We start from the raw sequence: 20,420 nt of genomic DNA, 5'->3' as shown, positions 1-20,420 counted from the left end.
GGATTTTGTTTTCTCTTAACGCATCAGGATGCTTTTTTTTGTAGTCATGGTATACGAATTTTAATTATATTCGTAAGGTACAAAATCTCGGTAAGTGCTACCGAAGGTTTAGTTCAACAGCTACTGCAACGGATTTGGGCAATTGGTTTAATGGAAAGTTAGTTTTGTATTTGAGATGATTTTGCAAATCCGAAAATAGGGCTTGATTTAATCCTAGACCCGATGTAGTCCCAAAACTTTAATAGTAACTTTACCTCAGAAATAGCAAATTTAAAAAATAAATAAAATGCCAGAGTTAATAAGCAAATACAGAATATTTTTAGCTTCTCCGTCTGATTTGTCAGAGGAAAGAGAATCAATCAATGAAGTAATAAATGAACTGAATTTAACTTATGGAAATCCAAACAATATAGTTCTTGAATTATTAAAATGGGAAACTAATTCTGCACCTGCAATAAGTAATAATGAATTGCAAAGTATAATAAATAAAGACATTCCAACCTATGATTTATTTATTGGATTACTATGGATGAGATTTGGAACACCAACAATTGAATTTGGTTCAGGAACCGAAGAAGAATTTAATATTGCTTATAAAAAATTTAAAGAGAATAATAATTCACTACAAATTTTACTATATTTTAAAAATGCTTCACCAAAAACCTTAGATGCTATAAACCCTGAACAATTAGGAAAAATCCAAAACTTTAAATCAAGCTTAGGAGAAAAAAATGTATTGTATTGGGATTTTAATTCAAACGAAGAACTTTCTAGATTTTTAAGACTACACATTCCAACAAGAATAGAGAATCTAAAATCTAAAAATAATCATCCAACTATTGTCAAAGAAATCCTTCCTATTGTTGAAACAATTGAAGTGAAAGAAATTGAAGAAGAGCTAGGAATAATAGATTATCAGGAATTAATAGAAGAGTATTTTACTATCTCAACACAATCTTTAACAAGAATTTCAGAAGCAACAGCTTGGATTGGAAAAGAAATGAATAAAAAAACAAGTGAAATAAATACTTTAGTTGCAAAAAATAAAAACCAACCTATTTCAATCAAAGTACAAAGAAATATATTTGGGCGAACAGCCGAAAGTATGAATAATTATGCAAGTAGAATTGAACCAGAAATACCAATCTACATAAAAAATTTTGAAAAAGGAATAGATTCTTTCTCAAAACTAATAATGATTTACAAATCAGATTTTGACGATAAAAAAGATGATATTATTGAAGCTAGTGATTCGCTAGAATACTTAACAGCTCAGATAGAATTATCTTTGATTAATTTAGGGGAATTTTTAAACTCAATAGAGCAACTTCCAAAAATGTCGAAAGAATTAAATAATGCAAAAAGAAATGTTGCTAATAAACTTTCTGACTTTATAGCTAAACTTGAAATGAGCGTAACAATTGGTAAAGAAGTATATAAAAATATAAATGTCTAAAAAAAGATACTGCTAACCGCCGTTTGGGAATATTGCAGGATTTAGGCATAAAACAGACGTGGTTTTGCACTTGTAGGTTAGCTATTACTATTAAGTTTAGGCTTTTAAAATCAACCACACTGCCAAGCCATAAAACATTAGTTTAATATATCCGCTCCTTTACGAAGCGGATTTCTTTTTTTACAATTACGCCTTTCCAGATTGAATAGTTATTGGTAAGCTGTACATTACTCTAACAGGAACGCCGTTCAGTTTTCCGGGAATCCATTTCGGGCATATTTTCAAAACACGTATGGCCTCGTCACCGGTTCCAAAACCAATATCTCGTATGTTTTTTATATCGCTTAAACTGCCGTCTTTTTCTATGATAAAGGTGATGTATACTTTTCCTTTTAAGTTAGGTTGTGATGGCGTTTTAAAATTATTGCCGACAAATTTGTAAAATTCCATAATTCCTCCTGGGAATTCGGGTTTTTCGGTTATTCCAGCAGTATTATAGACTTCATTTTCTCCTTTTTGGACAAACTGATTTTTAGAATTGAACGTGTCTATTTCAATTACTTCAGCAGCTCCTTTGCTTAAAATTACCAGAAGTTCTTCGTTTGTAGGCAATGCTTTTTGCTTTGATAGGATAGAAGGTATAGCCTTCTTCTCAATAGGAGTTAGTTCATTGTATTTTTTTTCACTTGCAATCTTTCCTTTTTCATCTTTAATTTTAAAGGTAGTTTTGTTGTAATACGTTTTAAATAAATTTTCAGATTTTTTAGGAGTAGTTTCTTTTTTTACATTGGTTTCTTGTGCAACGACTTTCGTACATAGTAAAAATAATAATGTAGCTATTATCGGCATGAGCATCGCTTTTTTTAATAAAGCTTTCGTTTTTGATGTGGTTTTTGTCATCATGAGTAATCGTTTTTTAGTTATTAAATAATTCAAATTACTGGCCAAGTAAAAAGTTTGGTTCTCGTTCGCTTTTGATAGTAATAAAGATTGGTAGAACGGAACGTTGTTATACGATGTCACTACCTTCTCGTCAGCAAGAAATTCGTGATTGAGTTGTATTGCTTTTTTGTAAAAAATAAAAACAGGGTTGAACCAAAAAATGGTTTTCAATATTTCGATAAATAAAATATCCAAAGTGTGTTTTTGGGTCACATGCGTGAGTTCGTGCGTGTATAACTCAGCTTCAATTTGACGGTTGTTGTATTCCGTTTCGTTGATAAAAATTGCATTCAGGAAAGTATGCGGTAGCGTTTTTTCGGGCACCAAAATTAATTTGGCATTCTTATATTCAATTGGCGAATTCGACTTCATTTTAGACGAAATCTTGATGATATTGCTGATAAAACGTACCGCTAAAATGAGCGTTACTACAGCATATAAACTCCATAGTCCTAATGCTAAATAGTTTGTTTCTTCAAGTACTACTGCGCTTCCTTGTAATATCTGGATATTTCCCAGATTGACTGTCGGTTTTGGTACTTCCTGAATAACATCGATGGTTATGAATGGAATTACCATTGAAAAAACAAGGCTGAACAACAGGTAAAACCTATTGAATACATGCATTTTTTCTTTTTCCAAAAACAAATAATACACTGCCAGTAATACGAGTAAAGTAATTGTCGATTTGATTAGAAAGTCGCTCATTTTTTCTTTTTTTGAATTTCACTGTCTATTATTTTCTTGAGATCTTCCAGTTCCGATTGCGATAAATTAGTTTCGGTGGTAAAGAAAGAAGCAAATTGTGATGCCGAATTATTGAAAAAATTACTTATCAATCCGTTGACGTGTTTAGAGAAATAATCGGTTTTCTTGACCAAAGGGTAATATTCCCGAGAGTTCCCAAACTCCCTGTAGGCAACAAATTGTTTGTCAATCATTCTTTTCAATAAAGTAGCCACGGTTGTGGTTGCCGGTTTTGGTTTTGGATAGGCTTCCAGCAAGTCTTTCATGAAGGCTTTCTCGAGTTTCCAAAGATGTTCCATTAGTTGTTCTTCGGCGTTCGTTAGTTGTTGCATGTTTATTTTTTATTTTGTGTAAATTTCTTCAATTGGTATCCCTTTTTCATAAATTTTGGTTCCAAGCAAAATCCCTTCGGAGTCGTAAAATTTCCATTCTCCTGTCGGTAGCCATTCGGTTTTTGAATTTATAATGGCTTTATTTGAAATACCTATTTGTTGAATCGTTCCAGTGTTGTGGTATTTGATAATGTGGCAACTGTTTTTTTTATACTTTTCTTTTGAAAGTAATTTATCGCTGATGAATGCTCTCCAAGTTCCTGTTTTATCTCCTTTTTTGTATCTTCCTGTTGCATTGGATTCGATGTTCATATATTTCTCACTTTCAATCCATTTGCCTGTTTTCAATCCGTTTTTGGTTTGATTAATTTTACAGCTAGTGAGGCTTATGCATAAAAGAAGAATGATAATTTTATAAGGAATTTGGATTTTCATATTCTACAGATTAAAACATTGCTCTACAAATGTAGAATATAAATTGAGATAAACAAATTTTTATGAAAAATATATTGGTGGTCAGGGATTTGCGTTAAGGATGGGAGTGGAAATCCTTTTTATTTTTTTGTTTCAAAAAATAAAAAGATTGAGAACGGACAGCCTGACCCGCTATTTTCAGCGGGAAACGCCCAAAAAAAATCCGCCCTGTTTAGAGCGGATGTAGTATTTAATGAAGGAAATTTATTTAGATAACTCGACAAAATATTTGTAAAACAACGGAATGGTTTCAATCCCTTTCAGGTAATTGAAGATTCCGAAATGTTCGTTTGGCGAGTGAATGGCATCACTGTCCAGACCAAATCCCATCAAAATAGTTTTGCTTTTCAACTCTTTTTCGAACAACGCCACGATAGGAATACTTCCTCCGGAACGCACGGGAATTGCGGGAACGCCAAAGGTTTCCGTATACGCCATATTCGCGGCTTTATAGCCAATACTGTCTGTTGGCGTTACATAACCTTGTCCGCCATGATGTGGTTTTACTTTAACGGTAACGCCAGCAGGGGCTAGACTTGTAAAATGTTTTGTGAATAATTCCGTGATTTGTTCCCAATCCTGATTAGGAACCAAACGCATCGAGATTTTAGCGAAAGCTTTGCTTGCAATCACGGTTTTGGCACCTTCTCCGGTGTAGCCGCCCCAGATTCCGTTGACGTCCAAAGTAGGGCGAATGGAATTTCTTTCGTTCGTTACATAGCCTTTTTCGCCGTAAACGTCATTTAAGTCCAATGCTTTTTTGTAATTGTCTAAGTTGAAAGGTGCTTTGGCCATTTCAGCTCTTTCTTCCAGCGATAATTCTGCTACATTATCGTAAAAACCAGGGATGGTAATATGATTGTTTTCATCATGAAGTGAAGCAATCATCTTGGCTAAAATATTGATTGGATTGGCAACCGCTCCTCCATATAATCCGGAATGTAAATCACGGTTTGGTCCCGTAACTTCCACTTCTACATAACTCAATCCACGTAATCCTGTTGTAATTGACGGTTGTTGATTAGAAATCATTCCGGTATCCGAAATTAAAATCACGTCATTTTTTAGTTTTTCCTGATTGCGTTCTACAAACCAACTCAAGCTTTTGGAGCCAATTTCCTCTTCGCCTTCAATCATAAACTTCACGTTACAAGGCAAAGTATTCGATTGAACCATATATTCCAATGCTTTCACGTGCATGTACATTTGGCCTTTGTCATCGCAAGCGCCACGGGCAAAAATGGCTCCTTCAGGATGGATTTCAGTTTTCTTGATTACAGGCTCAAATGGAGGAGAAGTCCATAACTCCATAGGATCTGGTGGTTGAACATCATAATGTCCGTACACTAAAACGGTTGGCAGGGATTTATCTATTATTTTTTCACCGTAAACAATTGGGTATCCCGGTGTATCGCAAATTTCCACGAAATCACAGCCTGCTTTTTCTAAACTGGCTTTTACGGCATCAGCTGTTTCAAAAACATCGTGAGAATAAGCGGTGTCGGCACTTACGGAAGGGATTTTTAATAATTCGATTAACTCGTTGATAAAGCGATCTTTGTGTTCTTGAACGTATGCTTTAATATTTTCCATTATTTGAATTTATTTATAATTTCAAAAGTACAAAAAAGAGTATGAATAATTTTTGTGAAAATTGCTTTGAAAATTGGAAGTTAAGTGTATCTTTGCACTCAGAATTTCGCGGATATGGTGAAATTGGTAGACATGCCAGACTTAGGATCTGGTGCCGCAAGGCGTGTAGGTTCGAGTCCTATTATCCGCACAAAAAAAGCTTCTCAATCGAGAAGCTTTTTTTATACGCAAAATTAAAAATTATTTGTTTTCTATCCAAGAATTAATTTTCTTTTCTAATAATGCTAAAGGCATTACTCCAGATTCCAATACTTTTTCATGGAACTTTTTAATATCAAATTTAGTTCCCATCTTGGATTCTGCTTTTTTGCGCAGCTCCATGATTTTTAATTGACCAATTTTATACGACAATGCTTGTCCCGGAATGGCCATATAACGCTCTATTTCCGGAATAATACTGGCTTCACTTTCGGCTTCGTTTGCTAATGAATATTTGATGGCTTGCTCTCTGGTCCAACCTTTGGAGTGTAATCCGGTGTCAACTACCAATCGAACCGCTCGGTGCATTTCATTGCCCAGCATCCCAAAATATTGATACGGATCTTGATACAATCCCAATTCTTTTCCTAAACTTTCCGTGTATAGAGCCCAACCTTCGCCATAAGCGCCAAACCAATTGAATTTTCTGAAGTCAGGAAGACTTTGATTTTCTTGTTGCAGGGATATTTGAAAATGATGACCCGGAATCGCTTCATGTAAAAACAAATCCTCATCGCCGTACATATTATAATTCGCTACATCAGGAATTGGAACATAGAAAATACCGGGACGTGTGCCGTCAGCAGTTCCTTGGTTGTACTCCGCACTGGCTGTTTTTTCTCGAAAGGCTTCTGTTCTTCTAATTTCAAATTTCGTTTTGGGTTGCAGGGCGAATAACTTATCTACATTTGGTTTAATCCGCGTGTAAATGCTTTGAAAGTTTGCGATAACTTCTTCTGGTTTTGTGAAAGGTTTTAGTTCTTTTTTGTTTCGAACCTCTTCAAAGAATTCCAATAAAGTGCCCTTGAAACCTACTTGTGTTTTTACCTTTTCCATTTCTGCATTCAATCTGGCTACTTCTTTTAATCCCAATTCATGAATTTGTTCGGGAGTCATTTCGGTAGTGGTCCATTGTTTTACATACGTGGCGTATAAATCCTTTCCAAAAGGCAAACTTCCTATTCCACTTGTCGCTCTGGAGGCAGGAAGATATTCATTGGTTAGGAAATCGGCCATTTTTTTATATTGCGGAATCAGTTTGGTATTGATTGCCGCAGTATATTTTGCTGTTAAATCTTCTTTGATGCCGTCAGGGAAAGAGGCCGGCATCAGTTTTATAGCCGAGTAAAATAAATTGTCTTCTATATTTGGCGTCGCCATTTCTGCAAATTGTGGTATCAGTTTTACCGTTAACGATTTTGGTAATACAACACCTTTTGCGATTCCTTTTTTCATATACACCATCGCTGAATCTATCCAAACGGAATATTTGTCCATTCTTTTCAGGAAATTGGTATAATCTTTTTCAGTTTTAAAAGGTTGCGCACCAGTTCCTCCCGCAAATTGTCCCATCGTAAGGTGAGTTCCCCAAAATTGATGCACGGGAAGTAAATTTGTAGGTTGTTTTAATAGGTCTTTACCAATCTCAACTTCCCATTTAATAATTTCGTAACTGTTTTTTTCTTCTTCGGATAAGTCCTTAACAGCGATGTTTTGCAATGCAGATTGGTATTTGTTAAAGAAAGCTTCTTGCGATTTTCTGAAACTGTCCGTCATTTCAAATTGCAACTGATCGTTGTATTGGTTTTGACCACTTTGAGTCGCGTCCATCGGATTCATGGCATTTTTGTCGTCAAAGTAATTTTTTGTCAGACTGCTGAAGTCTTGTTTTTTTTCTTCCGATTTACAATTAACCAGCAATAATGAAGTGGCTACGGAAAGTAAAAGTGTGGTTATTTTTTTCATATGAATATTTGGTAATAGATTGAGCTAATTTATTGTTTTTTTTTCAATTTCAAATGTAAGAGTAATTTTTCGTTTGCAAAAATATCTTTGTTTGTCATAAAATTTAGTTAACGCGCTATCGTACCCCTTGTTTTTAATAGATTTCTGCTAAATTTACTATTCTAATTAATTACACCTAAATGAGAAAAAAATCCTTTTTCATTTTGTTAGTCATTGGGAATATGCTAACAATTGAAGCACAAGAGAAAAAAGAAAACACGACTATGAATCCATTTTTTCAAGCTTACGACACGCCATTTAATGTGCCGCCTTTCGACAAAATTAAAAATGAACATTTCAAACCGGCTATTTTAGAAGGAATCAGTTCGCATCAAGCTGAAATTAATGCAATTGCAAATAATACGCAGCCGACCACTTTTGAGAATACGATTCTTGCTATGGAAAATGCCGGGGAATTATTGTCAAATGTGAACACGGTTTTTTCTAATCTGAATTCGGCGAATACCAATAAAGAGATTCAGAATATTGCCAAAGAAATGGCGCCAAATCTTTCCGCGCACAGAGATAATATTTACCTGAACGAGAAATTATTCGCAAAAGTAAAAATGCTTTGGGACAAAAAAGAAACGCTAGGCTTAAATTTAGAACAAGCTAAAATTTTAGACAATGCGTACAAAGATTTCGTTCGTAGTGGTGCCAATTTATCAAATGCTGATAAAGAAATATTACGTAAAATAAACGGAGATCTTTCGTTAATCAGTTTGAAATACGGTCAGAACATTTTGGCGGAAACCAATTCGTACGAAATGGTTATTGATTCCAAAAAAGATTTAGCCGGATTGCCACAAGGATTAATTGATGCTGCTGCTGTTGATGCCAAAGCAAAAGGCAAAGAAGGAAAATGGGTTTTCACCCTTTCTAATTCCAGTGTGATGCCATTTCTTCAATACAGTTCTAATCGAGAATTGCGCAAGCAAATTTGGAATGCGTACCAAACCAGAGGCAATCAGGACAATGAATTTGATAATAAGAAGAATGCCGTTGAATTAGCAAATCTTCGTGGACAAAAAGCACGGTTGTTAGGCTATAAATCACATTCCAATTATGTCTTGGAAGAATCAATGGCTAAAACTCCGGAAAATGTAAATAAGCTTTTGAATGATTTGTGGAAACCAGCTTTGGAAATAGCAAAAACGGAAGCCGCGGATATTCAGAAAATGATGGCTAAAGAAGGCATAAAAGGTGCTGTGCAACCGTATGACTGGAGATATTACACAGAGAAAATCAGAAAAGAACGTTTTGATTTAGACGAAGAAGAGTTGAAACCGTATTTCAGTTTAGACAATGTTAGAAAAGGCGTTTTTCAGGTGACTGAAAAATTATACGGAATACAATTCAAAGCGTTGACTAACGTTCCAAAATACCATGAAGACGCAGCTGTTTGGGAAGTGACAGAAAAAGATGGTACGCATTTGGGTGTTTTATATATGGATTTTCATCCGCGTGAATCAAAACGTGGCGGTGCTTGGATGACCTCGTACAGAAGTCAGAAAACGGTTGATGGAAAACGTGTCGCTCCGGTAGTTTCTATCGTTTGTAATTTCACAAAACCATCAGCAAATGCTCCGGCACTTTTGACTTTTGATGAAGTAACGACTTTCTTTCACGAATTTGGACATTCTTTACACGGATTGTTGTCGAATGTGACCTATAAAAGTTTAGCGGGAACAAGTGTTCCGAGAGATTTTGTGGAACTTCCTTCTCAAATTATGGAGAATTGGGCAGCAGAACCGGAAGTGTTGAAAATGTATGCAAAGCATTATAAAACTGGCGAAGTAATTCCAGAGGCGCTTGTAAATAAATTAAAAAAAGCAGGTACTTTTGATCAAGGTTTTGCTACAACGGAATATCTGGCGGCTTCGTTATTGGATTTAGAATACCATTCTCAAATCAAAGACATCACCGTTGATGCAAATACTTTCGAAAAAGCAGCAATGACAAAAATTGGATTAATACAATCCATAATTCCAAGATACCGCAGTACATATTTCAGTCATATATTCTCTGGAGGATATTCTTCTGGCTATTACAGCTACATCTGGTCAGGGGTTTTAGATACGGATGCTTTTGAAGCATTCAAGACAACTACTTTATTTAATCCTGAAAAAGCCAAATTATTCCGTGAGAATGTCTTGGAAAGAGGTGGGACCGAAGATCCTATGGTTTTGTACAAACGTTTCCGTGGTGCTGAACCTAGTATTGAACCGCTGTTGAGAAAACGTGGTTTGAACAAAAAATCAGAACCGCTTAAAAAATTAAAAGGATAATTATAATTTTCTTTTAAAACGAAAACCCTACAACATAAATAATATGTTGTAGGGTTTTTTATTGTTCTTGAAAAAGGTATTATCCGTGATATACTCGGGAAGCAATAATTTTGTCTTCCCTTATGTCCAGTACTTCAGCCACCAGCAAATCCTCTTCTCCAGTAACTGTTCTTATATATTCCATAAAAACGCGGTCACCATTGGCAGTAACCGATTTTACTTTGTAATTCAAACTTGGCATCCGCTCAAAAGCATCTTTCCACCATTCCCGCAAGGCTTCCTTGCCAGTAACAAAACCGTTACTTTCCGGTTTGTACATTTTTAGTTTTGGACTAAAATGAACGGCATCTTCGTCATACAAAGACAATAGTTTTTCTAATTCTTTATTATTGAAAGTTTCAAACCATTTAAAAGCAATTGATTGTAATTTTTCAGGTGTCATATTGATGTTGGGTTGGATTTGTAATTAAAAAAATCCCATTTCGCTATGCAAAAGGGATTTCATTTTTATAATTTCAAAGAAATATTAAACGTTCTTCAAATTGATGATTTCTTGTTCAGTAAGCAACCTCCAGTTTCCTCTTGGTAAATTCTTTTTGGTCAAGCCAGCAAAAGCAACTCTGTCAATTCGCAATACATCATAACTAAAGTGTTCAAAAATATTACGAACCACTTTCACATTAGCGGATCGTAGTTGCAAACCAATTTCACTTTTCGCTTCACCATCGATGTAACTTACATCTTCCACAAAAACGCGGTGTCCGTCAAGAGTCAAACCTTTGTTTATTTTTTCTAAATCCTCAAATTTCAAGTTTTTGTCTAATGACACTTGGTATATTTTTGATGATTTTTGACTTGGTAACGTAAATTTACGAATCATATCCGTGTCATTTGTGAACAATAACAAACCAGTTGTATTCTTGTCCATTCTTCCCACTGCGCCAATTTTTGCAGTCGTTGAACCTTTTACCAGTTCCAATACATTACGATATTCCTGACCTTCGTCCATCGCAGTTGTAAAGTTTTTTGGTTTGTTCAGTAAGATATAAACTTTTTTCTCCGGCGTCAATGTAGCACCGTCAAAATTCACAACATCCCCCGGTTTTACCATGTATCCCATTTCGGTAACAGGAATTCCGTTTACTTTCACAGTCCCGGATTGAATATAAATATCAGCATCACGACGCGAGCACGCACCAGAATTAGCAATGTATTTATTCAAACGAATTTCGTCTTTTACTTTCGGTCTCTTTGGTGCTTGATGTGGTTTTTTCTCTACTTTATCAGTAGCGATATCGGCAACTTTAGTATTTACTTTAACTTTTTTCGGCCCTTGAGCGCGCTTCTGCATGGCAGGTTTTGGCTTATTCGAACTTGGTCTTGAGCTAGCTGCTCTTGGACCACTTTTCTTATTATTGCCTTCCTTGTTATTCATAATATTCCAATAATTTGTGCAAAGATACTATTTATATAGTTGACAATCAATAACAACCAATTATAAAAACGCTAACTGCCTAGCTAATAAGCTAATTAATACGTTTTAGCTTCGTTTTTTGGAGCTATTTCCCGCTTTCCACTTTATCTTTCTTGTCCTGAAGTTGTTTCAGGATCCTGAAACAAGTTCAAGACAAGAAAGGATGCCGTTGCAAATGAAATTCACTGAACTCCGATGTGAATAAAAGCTATGTGAAGTAATCGGGGCTAAGCCAATGGGGGTATCTGTGAGCATTGAAGGTAATGGTTTTTTATCCTATTTATAATAGTAATAAATGGCCAAATTATACCATTAACAACCTTTTTCCGTGCCACAAAACACTCGGATTAATCAACACTATGCAAAAAACACCAGCTACAATTAGGAATTTTAAGGTGTTATGAAGCAGTAAAAACTGTGGCTTCGCATTTGATTTCCATAAGTACAATAAGAAGAAAATTAGGATAATCAGACAAAAATAAAAATATACATCCATGTAACCCACATCGTAAATATCGATTAAAGCGTACACTGGAAGAATTGTCAGAATAGTCAAAACGGTAATGATTTTTTTTGAAATTTTTTCTCCGTAAACGATTGGAATCGTTTTATAATCATTCGCTAAATCTCCTTTTAGGTTTTCTAAATCCTTTACCATTTCCCGAATCAACAATAGCAAAAATAAAAAAGCAGCATGAGAAAAAATGACGCCTAATTGTCTTTTATAATTTTCAATTTCTTCAAATGGAATCCGAGTGTAAAAATACAACAGGATTGCAAAAAAAGGCAAAACAGCCAGTAAAGCAGCAGTCAGGTTTCCTATTATTGGGTATTTTTTTATTTTGTGGGAATAAAACCAGATGAAAAATATATAGCCCGAAAAGAATAAAAATACGCGCCAGGAAACAAATAAAGCCATCAAAGCCACAATAAAATTGAGCGTAAAATAGACATTTAGTTTAGTTTTTTGACTCACCAATCGATCCAGCATCGACTTGTTCGGCCGATTGATTAAATCCTTTTGACTGTCATAAAAGTTATTGATGATATATCCCGAAGCAATCGTGAGGGATGAAGCGAAAACCAGAATGAATAATTGGAAGTCAAGCAGAATATCCAACGCTCTTTTTTCAGGAGCCAAAATAAATATGGCCGAAAGGTATTGCGCCAAAATAATGACGGGAATGTTATAGCCTCTAACCACAGAGAACAAACTTGCAATTTTCATTAGGAGAAGTTTGTGCTGCCTGCTTAACATTTAGATTTATTTAAGAATGTGCTCCCAATAATAAGGATGCTATTTTAGCTTTTCTCCTCCCTCTACTTTGGAGAGGGTTGGGGAGAGGATGTTTAAAACTGATAAACGACCTCAAGTTTATAATCTTTTAGCGATGCTTTTGCTTTTTCTAAATCTTCGGTGAAACCTAAGATGTAACCGCCACCGCCAGAACCGCATAGTTTTAAATAGTAATCATTGCTGTCAATTCCTTGTTGCCAAATTCCATGAAATTGTTCCGGAATCATTGGTTTGAAGTTATTCAAAACTACTTTTGATAATTTCTTGGTGTTCATGAACAATGATTTCATGTCTCCGCCAAGGAAATTTTCTACACAAGCATCTGTATATTTCACAAATTGATTTTTCAACATGGCACGGAAACCTTTGTCTTTCAAGTTTTCCATGAAAATATTCACCATTGGAGCCGTTTCACCTACAATTCCAGAATCTAATAAAAACACTGCGCCTTTTCCGTCAAAGCTTTGTGTTGGAATTCCGGTTGCTTCAATATTATCTTTAGAATTAATCAGAATCGGGATACTCAAATAACTGTTCAAAGGATCTAAACCAGAACTTTTCCCGTGGAAAAAACTCTCCATTTGAGAAAATATGTTTTTTAACTGCAATAATTTTTCACGCGTTAAATTCTCCAGAACCGTAATTTTATTTTGTGCATATTTATCGTAAATGGCGGCTACAAGTGCGCCACTACTACCTACACCATAGCCTTGAGGAATACTGGAATCAAAATACATTCCGGTTTCCACATCGTTTTTCAAAGTTGCTAAATCAAAAGTAACTAAATCAGATTGTTCCTTTTGTAAGGTTTCTAAATACGTTACAAAACGTCTTAAGTTACTATTAGATTTAATGGCTTCTTCAGTTGGATTTTCATCTCTTTTAAGCGCGCCATTGTAAAAATTATATGGAATTGAAAGCCCTTTTGAGTCACGGATAATTCCGTATTCTCCAAAGAGTAATATTTTTGAGTAAAATAAAGGTCCTTTCATATGGTATTGTAAATTAGCAATTTGGGGTTGATAATTAGGTATTTGTAAAGTGTTTTTATAAATCAACTTGGTCGCCGCGATTTGCTTCTTGGATTCCCAGATCAATTTGTTCTTTTTGTTCGGGAGATAATTGTTTCCAAACATCTTTTTTCTCTGATTTGAAAATGTTTTTTACAGCCTCAATTATAACTTTGTCATTTGTTTTTAACAACATTTTTATCAATTCTAATTTCTCTGATTGAAGATCCATAATTTCAGCGCTTTAAAAAATAAAGATAGGAAAAAAATAAATCAAATCAACACAGCGCCATTTCCAATTTCGTCACAAATGTACTGACCATTTTGACAATAGCCAACTAATTCGTTCTTAATAAATTGTAAAACTTTTTCGGCTACATTTTCAGGGTATAAAACATGCACATTTGCGCCGGCATCCAGCGTGAAACAAACTGGAATTTTAGTTTTATTTCTAAATTTCCAAATCGCATTTATGATCTCCAACGTATTCGGTTTCATTAATATAAAATAAGGCATCGAAGTCATCATCATGGCATGTAAAGTTAAGGCTTCGCTCTCTACAATTTTGATGAATTCGTCCAGATTCCCACTTTCGAAAATTGAAATCAATTGGTCTAAATTTTCGTGCGCCTGTGCAAATCGCCTTTCGGCAAAAGGATGGTTGTGCATCAAATCATGTCCCACGGTACTTGAAACTTGTTTCTCACCTTTGTCAACTAGTAAAATAGTATCTTGAAAATTCTTGAAATTAGCATGTACCGCATTTGGAAATTCCACGCCAAATAAATCCGAACTTCCGGAGATATTTGCATGATTTCCCCACACTACAACTTGTCCTTTTACACTTCTGCAAGCGCTTCCTGAACCCAAACGTGCTAATAAAGACGCTTTCTGATAGAAATATTCATCGGTCATTTCAGGATTTAATACTTTTTCTAAACTCATCAAGTTCATCGCCAAAGCTGCCATTCCAGATGCTGATGAAGCAATTCCCGAACTGTGCGGAAAGGTATTTTCAGTGTCAATCGTAAAATGATAGTCTTTCAAAAACGGCAAATAGATTTCGATTCGCTCTAGGAATTTTTGGATTTTTGGCTTGAAATCTTCTTTTGATTGTCCTTCAAAAAGTAAGTCAAAAGAAAAATCATCTTTTATGTTGAGCGCAGTTGAAGTATTTTTTTTGGCGAAAGCCAATTTCGTAATCGTTTTACAATTATTCAACGTAAAACTCACCGAAGGATTCGCAGGAATTTGATTGTCTTTTTTCCCCCAATATTTTACAAGGGCAATATTGCTGGGAGCGCTCCATTGAAAATTGCCTTCTTCAATCGAATGTGTATATTGTGATGGAATAAAATCGGTTGCTGAAATCATGAATGTATAAATTTATGCAAATATACTTTTTTTGGTTTATTTGTTTATTCGATTGGATAGTTAATCGTTAGAAAGATTTGAGTAAATTTGGCTCACATTAGAAAAATATAAAAATGAATAAAATCACCCGAATATTAGCTGTTGTTGTCACCTGTCTTGCCATTGGTTATTTCTCTGGAACGGTTACTCGTTCTGCTATTACCACTTGGTATCCTACTTTGATAAAACCAAGTTTTAATCCGCCCAATTGGATTTTTGCACCAGTCTGGAGTATGCTATATGTGATGATGGGTGTTGCTGCCGGATTAGTTTGGGACCGAATAGAAATAGAAAAAGAAGCTGTAAAAAAAGCATTGATTTTATTTGCGATACAATTGGCACTAAATGCATTGTGGTCATATTTATTTTTTGGCTTACACAACCCGATGTTAGCTGGATTAGAAATTATTGTATTGTGGTTGATGATTTTTGAAACGTACATTCAATTTGCCAAAATCAATAAAATTGCGGGCTATTTATTTCTTCCATATTTGGCGTGGGTAAGTTTTGCCGCGGTGTTAAATGGAAGTATATGGTGGCTGAATAGAGGATAGTGTTCAGTCTTCAGTTTTACATTGATCAGTTTGCTGAGTAAAAAAAGTTGTATAATTTTTTAAAGCCTCATAACTTCTTAAATTCAATATTCTTGGTAGATAAAAAATCCATCAGCGATAAAATATTACTATTTTCTGTAAGTGTTTTCGATTTTGGGTCAGCATCACAAAATTGAAGAAAAAGGGCTATTTCTTCTGGTTTTAATTTTAAAGTTTCAACATAAAATTTTTGATCGCAGGTAGTTGTAGCCAATGCTTTAAATTCAATCTCAGTACCCTTTTTTTTAACTGCCTCTTTTTCCTTTAAGAATAGCTTTAGAATCATTTTGCCAATTCGAATCAGATCCATTCCGTTTTCAATACTACCATTGTATACGCCCGTTTTTAAACTTCTTGCTGACTTTTCTACAGCTAATTGGTCAATTTTTCCTTGTTCGTATGCTTTGTCAGTACTTAGTTTTATTGACGGCATTTTTGTAATTAATACTTCTTCTAATTCTTCCGGTTTAAGGATCAATGAAATTACAAGATTGTTGCTGCTAATGGTATTTTGATCCAAAACAATTTTTTTGATGTCATGATTTTTTGAGATAAAAATGAGTTCGTCGCCCGCTTTTACCAAAATAGAAAACTCCCCAGCTGAGTTTGTAATGCTGACTTTTTTAGAATTGAAATTAGCAACTTCAACTTTTTCTACAGGAAATTGTTCGTGTAAAACTTTGCCTTTAATTAATTTTTCAGTTTGTGAGAAACCAGATTGAAGTGTAAAAAAGAGTATGGAAACAAAAAAGTAGGCTTTATTCATTCGTAATATTTTGATTACAAACATATTTAAATAATTTCATCAAAATGAAAACAAAATGGTAAAATCTTGTTAATCAAAAACCAAAGTTCTCTTAATTAAAGTATTGTACTAGAAAGACTTCGCTCTAAACAGCACTCGCCACAGTAAATCCGCTTGTCCATGCATTCTGAAAATTAAATCCGCCTGTAATCGGGTCAATATTTACGATTTAGTCAGAAAAATAGGTGTTAGTAGTGTTTAAAAAATTACAAAATATTTCATTTCGTCAACCTCTGTCGACTTAATTTTATTCATGCATAATGACCCAATGCTGAAACTACAAAAACAGTTACGATATCTTCTTGAACTTCATATATTAGTCGGTCTTTTTTATTAATCCTTCTTGACCAAAAACCTCTTAATTCATATTTTAACTCTTCTGGTTTTCCTACACCTGTGTACGGATGGTCTTTCAATTCATTAAGTATTCTTAAGATTTTTTTTATAGAAGCAACATCTCCAGATATTTTATGCTTTGATAAATCTTTTTCAGCCGTTTGTTTAATGATTACTTGATACTTTCCCATAATTCCTCTGCACTTTCCATGACTCTACCTTTTTCTTTGCTTGCTTTTTTAATTTTTTTTACAAACTCTTGATTATAGTGGCTTTTATCATCTTCCTCAATAAGCACAATTTCTTTTGAATTTTCAAAAAATACACGAGCCATTTCTAAAAAGGCTTTGCCTTTTTTAGTCTTTTCATTTATTTTTAATCTTATCGTTGTCATAACTTATTTTTTTACAAATTTACAAAAAACTTTCACTCAATAACTTAGACTTCCTTTTTGATTTTGAGTGATTTATAAAAATTTACTGCTTTAGAATTTTATCCAACAGCACTCGCTACAATAAACCCACTAGTCCACGCATTCTGAAAGTTGAATCCGCCTGTAATCGCATCAATATTTACAATTTCACCAGCAAAATACAGGTTTTCATGGAATTTGCTTTCCATGGTTTTGAAGTTGATTTCCTTTAAATCAATTCCGCCGGCAGTTACAAATTCTTCTTTGAACGTACTTTTTCCATTCACTTGAAAAGTGCCATTCGTCAATTGATTCGCAAGATTCTGCAATTGTGTTTTAGACAAATCGGCCCATTTCGTCTCCGCTTCAATTCCTGAAGCGAGCACCAAACTTTCCCATAATCGATTGGTTAATTCGAAAGGAGATTTCTTTGAAACCGATTTTTTTGCGTGTTCTTGTTTTAAATCTTTTAGCTTTTTCTCTACATCCGCAGTATCTTCATCATTCAACCAATTTACAAAAATGGTAAACTGATAATTTTTATCATGCAAGATGCGGGCTCCCCAAGCGGAGAGTTTCAAAATAGCCGGTCCGCTCATTCCCCAATGGGTAATTAACAATGGTCCTGTTGCGCTGAGTTTGGTGTCTTTTACTTTTACGGTTACTTGTGCCGCAACTCCGGGTAATTCTTTTATTCTGGAATCTTTGATATTAAAAGTGAAGAGGGAAGGAACCGGGCTGACAACAGCGTGTCCAAAAGTCTGTAGCATTTCCCATATTTTAGGATTGCTACCCGTAGCTAAAACGAGCTTTTCGGCTATGTAATTCTCGCTTTGGGTTTCTATTTTCCAAAAAGCGTCTTTCTTGAAAATTGATTGTACACTTTGTCCAGTAAGTACTGTAATTCCCAGTTTTTGTGTGGCTTTTAGGAAACAGTCTATTATTGTTTGGGAGGAATTCGAAACGGGAAACATACGTCCGTCAGGTTCAATTTTTAATTCTACGCCATGTTTCTCAAACCATTCAATGGTATCGCCTGAGCCAAACTGATGAAAAGGGCCGCGTAATTCTTTTTCGCCACGCGGATAAAACTTCACTAATTCATTCGGTTCAAAACAAGCGTGTGTTACGTTACATCTTCCACCACCGGAAACTCGAACTTTTTGCAACACTTCAGCTCCGCGTTCTAAAATCGCGACTTTCAGTTTTGGGTTTTTCTCTACAATACTAATTGCTGTAAAAAATCCTGCTGCGCCGCCGCCTACAATTATTATATCAAAATTTGAATTCATTTATTTAAACCATTAAGTAAGTTAAGATTTTTAAGTTTAATCATCAGCTAGCCTTGTGAAATATTCGTTAATTAAAGGTTTGGAGGATTTTGTTATGTTGGTAGAGTTAAAATTAATAAGCAGCCCTTGTGGAATACTCAGTAGTTTCATATATGTTAATAATTTTGCTTCATCAATTGGATGGAATTTTTCAACTGTTTTTAACTCAATAATAATACAATCGTTTACTAATAAATCCAATCGTAGTGGATGCGTTAGCTCTAAATCATGGTAATCGATTGCTACATTAAATTGTTGCTTAACATTATATCCATTTTTTTCTAGCTCATATTTTAAGCATTCTTCATAAATTTTTTCCAATAAACCGGGTCCTAGTTTTTTGTGAACTTTTATTGCATAACCAATAATTTCATAGGATAATTGCGTTACTTCTTTTTTTGTCATAAACTGAATTATTGATCTCGTTTCTTAATTGACTTAACTAACTTAATGGTTTAAAAATAAAATCTTATTTGGAACAACGGCTATTATTTTATCAAAATTTGAATTCATTTTTTTAAACCATTAAGTAAGTTAAGATTTTTAAGTTTAATCATCAGCTAGCCTTGTGAAATATTCGTTAATTAAAGGTTTGGAGGATTTTGTTATGTTGGTAGAGTTAAAATTAATAAGCAGCCCTTGTGGAATACTTAATAGTTTCATATATGTTAATAATTTTGCTTCATCAATTGGATGGAATTTTTCAACTGTTTTTAACTCAATAATAATACAATCGTTTACTAATAAATCCAATCGTAGTGGATGCGTTAGCTCTAAATCATAGTAATCGATTGCTACATTAAATTGTTGCTTAACATTATATCCATTTTTTTCTAGCTCATATTTTAAGCATTCTTCATAAATTTTTTCCAATAAACCGGGTCCTAGTTTTTTGTGAACTTTTATTGCATAACCAATAATTTCATAGGATAATTGCGTTACTTCTTTTTTTGTCATAAACTGAATTATTGATCTCGTTTCTTAATTGACTTAACTAACTTAATGGTTTAAAAATAAAATCTTATTTGGAACAACGGCTATTATTATATCAAAATTCTGGTTCATATTCTATTTGGGAAATCAGTGATGATTCCGTTTACGTTGAATGTTTTTATTTTTTGAATATCTTCTAATTCATTTACAGTCCAAGGGAAAACCTGCAAGTCTTTTTGTTGCATTTCCGCCGTGTTTTCTTGTGTCAATAAATGAAAATGCGGGTGAATGGATTTAGCCTGAATGAATTTGGCGAAAGCCAAAGCCAAGTCTAAATTGGTTTCCGTTAAAACGCCAATTGGAATTTTATCATTTAAAAATGCCACTTGTTGCAGCGCGTTCCAATCAAAACTGGAAACTAAAAAACGGTCGTATTTCCATCCTTTTTTGGTAACGTATTTTTCAAGTAGCGAAACTACTTTTTCTGTAACTTCATAACTTTTGAGCTCAATGTTGATAAAACAATTTTGGTTTACCAAATCAAAAACCGCTGCCAGCGTTGGAATTTCATGTGTTCCATTTATTCGAAAAGCTTTTAGTTCGCGCAAAGATAATGCATTTACAAAACCTTTTCCATTGGTCGTTCTGTCAATAGTTTCATCGTGAATAACGATTATCTCGCCATCAGCACTTAAATGCACGTCGAGTTCAATGCCGTCCACTTGCATGTCTAATGCTTTTTGGAACGAAACGAAGGTGTTCTCAGGTTCGTATCCTTTCCCGCCGCGATGTGCAATTTTTAGCATTTTATTTTATTTTTTGGTAAAGATAAACATAAAAAAACGCCTTCATTTCTAAAGGCGTTTGGTTGAAATTATTTTGAAATTAACCTATTGGATATAATTCAATTTAATTGATTTTTTTAACCACATAGGAACATA

General features: G+C 34.4%; 21 protein-coding genes and 1 tRNA gene. 4 read left to right on the top strand and 18 right to left on the bottom strand.

Annotated elements, in window-relative coordinates; all coding sequences use genetic code 11:
- Positions 1 to 286: 286 nt before the first annotated feature.
- Positions 287 to 1,456 (top strand): DUF4062 domain-containing protein, encoded by a 1,170-nt coding sequence (locus ACP7AT_RS11935; RefSeq protein WP_426064540.1) that lies wholly within the window; start codon positions 287 to 289, stop codon positions 1,454 to 1,456.
- Positions 1,457 to 1,642: 186 nt separating this feature from the next.
- Here the strand turns inward: ACP7AT_RS11935 and ACP7AT_RS11930 are convergent, their stop codons facing one another.
- From ACP7AT_RS11930 to ACP7AT_RS11915, 4 genes are all read right to left on the bottom strand, one after another.
- Positions 1,643 to 3,106, bottom strand: a complete 1,464-nt coding sequence (locus ACP7AT_RS11930) for a M56 family metallopeptidase (RefSeq protein WP_426064539.1) — start codon at positions 3,104 to 3,106, stop codon at positions 1,643 to 1,645.
- On the bottom strand, positions 3,103 to 3,477 hold the full coding sequence (locus ACP7AT_RS11925; protein ID WP_426064538.1) for a BlaI/MecI/CopY family transcriptional regulator: 375 nt from the start codon (positions 3,475 to 3,477) through the stop codon (positions 3,103 to 3,105). The genes ACP7AT_RS11930 and ACP7AT_RS11925 overlap by 4 nt, the downstream gene beginning before the upstream one ends.
- 9 nt (positions 3,478 to 3,486) lie before the next feature.
- Positions 3,487 to 3,912 (bottom strand): hypothetical protein, encoded by a 426-nt coding sequence (locus ACP7AT_RS11920; RefSeq protein WP_426064537.1) that lies wholly within the window; start codon positions 3,910 to 3,912, stop codon positions 3,487 to 3,489.
- 243 nt (positions 3,913 to 4,155) lie between these two features.
- A complete protein-coding gene (locus ACP7AT_RS11915; RefSeq protein ID WP_426064536.1) occupies positions 4,156 to 5,544 on the bottom strand; it encodes a dipeptidase in 1,389 nt (462 codons plus the stop codon).
- 108 nt (positions 5,545 to 5,652) lie between these two features.
- Between ACP7AT_RS11915 and ACP7AT_RS11910 the strand changes: the two genes are divergently transcribed.
- Positions 5,653 to 5,734, top strand: a tRNA-Leu gene (locus ACP7AT_RS11910).
- Positions 5,735 to 5,784: 50 nt separating this feature from the next.
- Here the strand turns inward: ACP7AT_RS11910 and ACP7AT_RS11905 are convergent.
- Complete coding sequence (locus ACP7AT_RS11905; RefSeq protein WP_426064535.1) at positions 5,785 to 7,548, bottom strand: DUF885 domain-containing protein; 1,764 nt, start codon at positions 7,546 to 7,548, stop codon at positions 5,785 to 5,787.
- A gap of 179 nt (positions 7,549 to 7,727) precedes the next feature.
- On the opposite strand from ACP7AT_RS11905, the gene ACP7AT_RS11900 reads away from it, so the two are divergent.
- Complete coding sequence (locus ACP7AT_RS11900; protein WP_426064534.1) at positions 7,728 to 9,875, top strand: M3 family metallopeptidase; 2,148 nt, start codon at positions 7,728 to 7,730, stop codon at positions 9,873 to 9,875.
- A 79-nt stretch (positions 9,876 to 9,954) separates the two neighbouring features.
- Here the strand turns inward: ACP7AT_RS11900 and ACP7AT_RS11895 are convergent, their stop codons facing one another.
- The 6 genes from ACP7AT_RS11895 to ACP7AT_RS11870 all read right to left on the bottom strand — a co-directional run bounded on the left by ACP7AT_RS11895 (position 9,955) and on the right by ACP7AT_RS11870 (position 15,030).
- A complete protein-coding gene (locus ACP7AT_RS11895) occupies positions 9,955 to 10,317 on the bottom strand; it encodes a nuclear transport factor 2 family protein (RefSeq protein WP_426064533.1) in 363 nt (120 codons plus the stop codon).
- An 84-nt stretch (positions 10,318 to 10,401) separates the two neighbouring features.
- Positions 10,402 to 11,310 carry a pseudouridine synthase gene (locus ACP7AT_RS11890; RefSeq protein ID WP_426064532.1) on the bottom strand — a complete coding sequence of 303 codons (909 nt, stop codon included), beginning with the start codon at positions 11,308 to 11,310 and terminating at the stop codon, positions 10,402 to 10,404.
- 343 nt (positions 11,311 to 11,653) lie between these two features.
- Positions 11,654 to 12,607 (bottom strand): geranylgeranylglycerol-phosphate geranylgeranyltransferase, encoded by a 954-nt coding sequence (locus ACP7AT_RS11885; RefSeq protein WP_426064531.1) that lies wholly within the window; start codon positions 12,605 to 12,607, stop codon positions 11,654 to 11,656.
- A 92-nt stretch (positions 12,608 to 12,699) separates the two neighbouring features.
- Positions 12,700 to 13,638: a mevalonate kinase family protein gene (locus tag ACP7AT_RS11880; protein ID WP_426064530.1), complete on the bottom strand. Its 939-nt coding sequence runs from the start codon at positions 13,636 to 13,638 to the stop codon at positions 12,700 to 12,702.
- Positions 13,639 to 13,693: 55 nt separating this feature from the next.
- Positions 13,694 to 13,888 carry a hypothetical protein gene (locus ACP7AT_RS11875; protein ID WP_426064529.1) on the bottom strand — a complete coding sequence of 65 codons (195 nt, stop codon included), beginning with the start codon at positions 13,886 to 13,888 and terminating at the stop codon, positions 13,694 to 13,696.
- A gap of 41 nt (positions 13,889 to 13,929) precedes the next feature.
- On the bottom strand, positions 13,930 to 15,030 hold the full coding sequence (locus ACP7AT_RS11870; protein WP_426064528.1) for a diphosphomevalonate/mevalonate 3,5-bisphosphate decarboxylase family protein: 1,101 nt from the start codon (positions 15,028 to 15,030) through the stop codon (positions 13,930 to 13,932).
- Between the two features lie 113 nt (positions 15,031 to 15,143).
- Here ACP7AT_RS11870 and ACP7AT_RS11865 point away from each other — a divergent pair, with 113 nt between their 5' ends.
- Positions 15,144 to 15,623, top strand: coding sequence for a TspO/MBR family protein (locus ACP7AT_RS11865; RefSeq protein WP_426064527.1), 480 nt, complete (start codon positions 15,144 to 15,146; stop codon positions 15,621 to 15,623).
- A 67-nt stretch (positions 15,624 to 15,690) separates the two neighbouring features.
- Here the strand turns inward: ACP7AT_RS11865 and ACP7AT_RS11860 are convergent, their stop codons facing one another.
- The 7 genes from ACP7AT_RS11860 to ACP7AT_RS11830 form a co-directional block, all read right to left on the bottom strand.
- Positions 15,691 to 16,428, bottom strand: a complete 738-nt coding sequence (locus ACP7AT_RS11860) for a hypothetical protein (protein WP_426064526.1) — start codon at positions 16,426 to 16,428, stop codon at positions 15,691 to 15,693.
- Between the two features lie 290 nt (positions 16,429 to 16,718).
- The gene (locus ACP7AT_RS11855) at positions 16,719 to 16,994 is read right to left on the bottom strand and encodes a Txe/YoeB family addiction module toxin (RefSeq protein WP_426064525.1); all 276 of its coding nucleotides are present in this window, start codon (positions 16,992 to 16,994) and stop codon (positions 16,719 to 16,721) included.
- Positions 16,976 to 17,197: a DUF2683 family protein gene (locus ACP7AT_RS11850; protein ID WP_426064524.1), complete on the bottom strand. Its 222-nt coding sequence runs from the start codon at positions 17,195 to 17,197 to the stop codon at positions 16,976 to 16,978. The genes ACP7AT_RS11855 and ACP7AT_RS11850 overlap by 19 nt, the downstream gene beginning before the upstream one ends.
- Positions 17,198 to 17,295: 98 nt before the next feature.
- Positions 17,296 to 18,507: an NAD(P)/FAD-dependent oxidoreductase gene (locus ACP7AT_RS11845; protein WP_426064523.1), complete on the bottom strand. Its 1,212-nt coding sequence runs from the start codon at positions 18,505 to 18,507 to the stop codon at positions 17,296 to 17,298.
- Between the two features lie 36 nt (positions 18,508 to 18,543).
- Positions 18,544 to 18,951 (bottom strand): GxxExxY protein, encoded by a 408-nt coding sequence (locus ACP7AT_RS11840; RefSeq protein WP_426064522.1) that lies wholly within the window; start codon positions 18,949 to 18,951, stop codon positions 18,544 to 18,546.
- A 144-nt stretch (positions 18,952 to 19,095) separates the two neighbouring features.
- A complete protein-coding gene (locus ACP7AT_RS11835) occupies positions 19,096 to 19,503 on the bottom strand; it encodes a GxxExxY protein (RefSeq protein ID WP_426064521.1) in 408 nt (135 codons plus the stop codon).
- A gap of 104 nt (positions 19,504 to 19,607) precedes the next feature.
- Positions 19,608 to 20,285 (bottom strand): glycerophosphodiester phosphodiesterase, encoded by a 678-nt coding sequence (locus tag ACP7AT_RS11830; protein WP_426064520.1) that lies wholly within the window; start codon positions 20,283 to 20,285, stop codon positions 19,608 to 19,610.
- Positions 20,286 to 20,420 lie beyond the last annotated feature (135 nt).

Origin of the sequence: Flavobacterium sp. DSP2-3-1, assembly GCF_049896865.1 — a bacterium.
GTDB lineage: Bacteria > Bacteroidota > Bacteroidia > Flavobacteriales > Flavobacteriaceae > Flavobacterium.
Note: the sequence above shows the minus strand (reverse complement) of the source record. Positions and strands in the feature narration are given on the sequence as shown.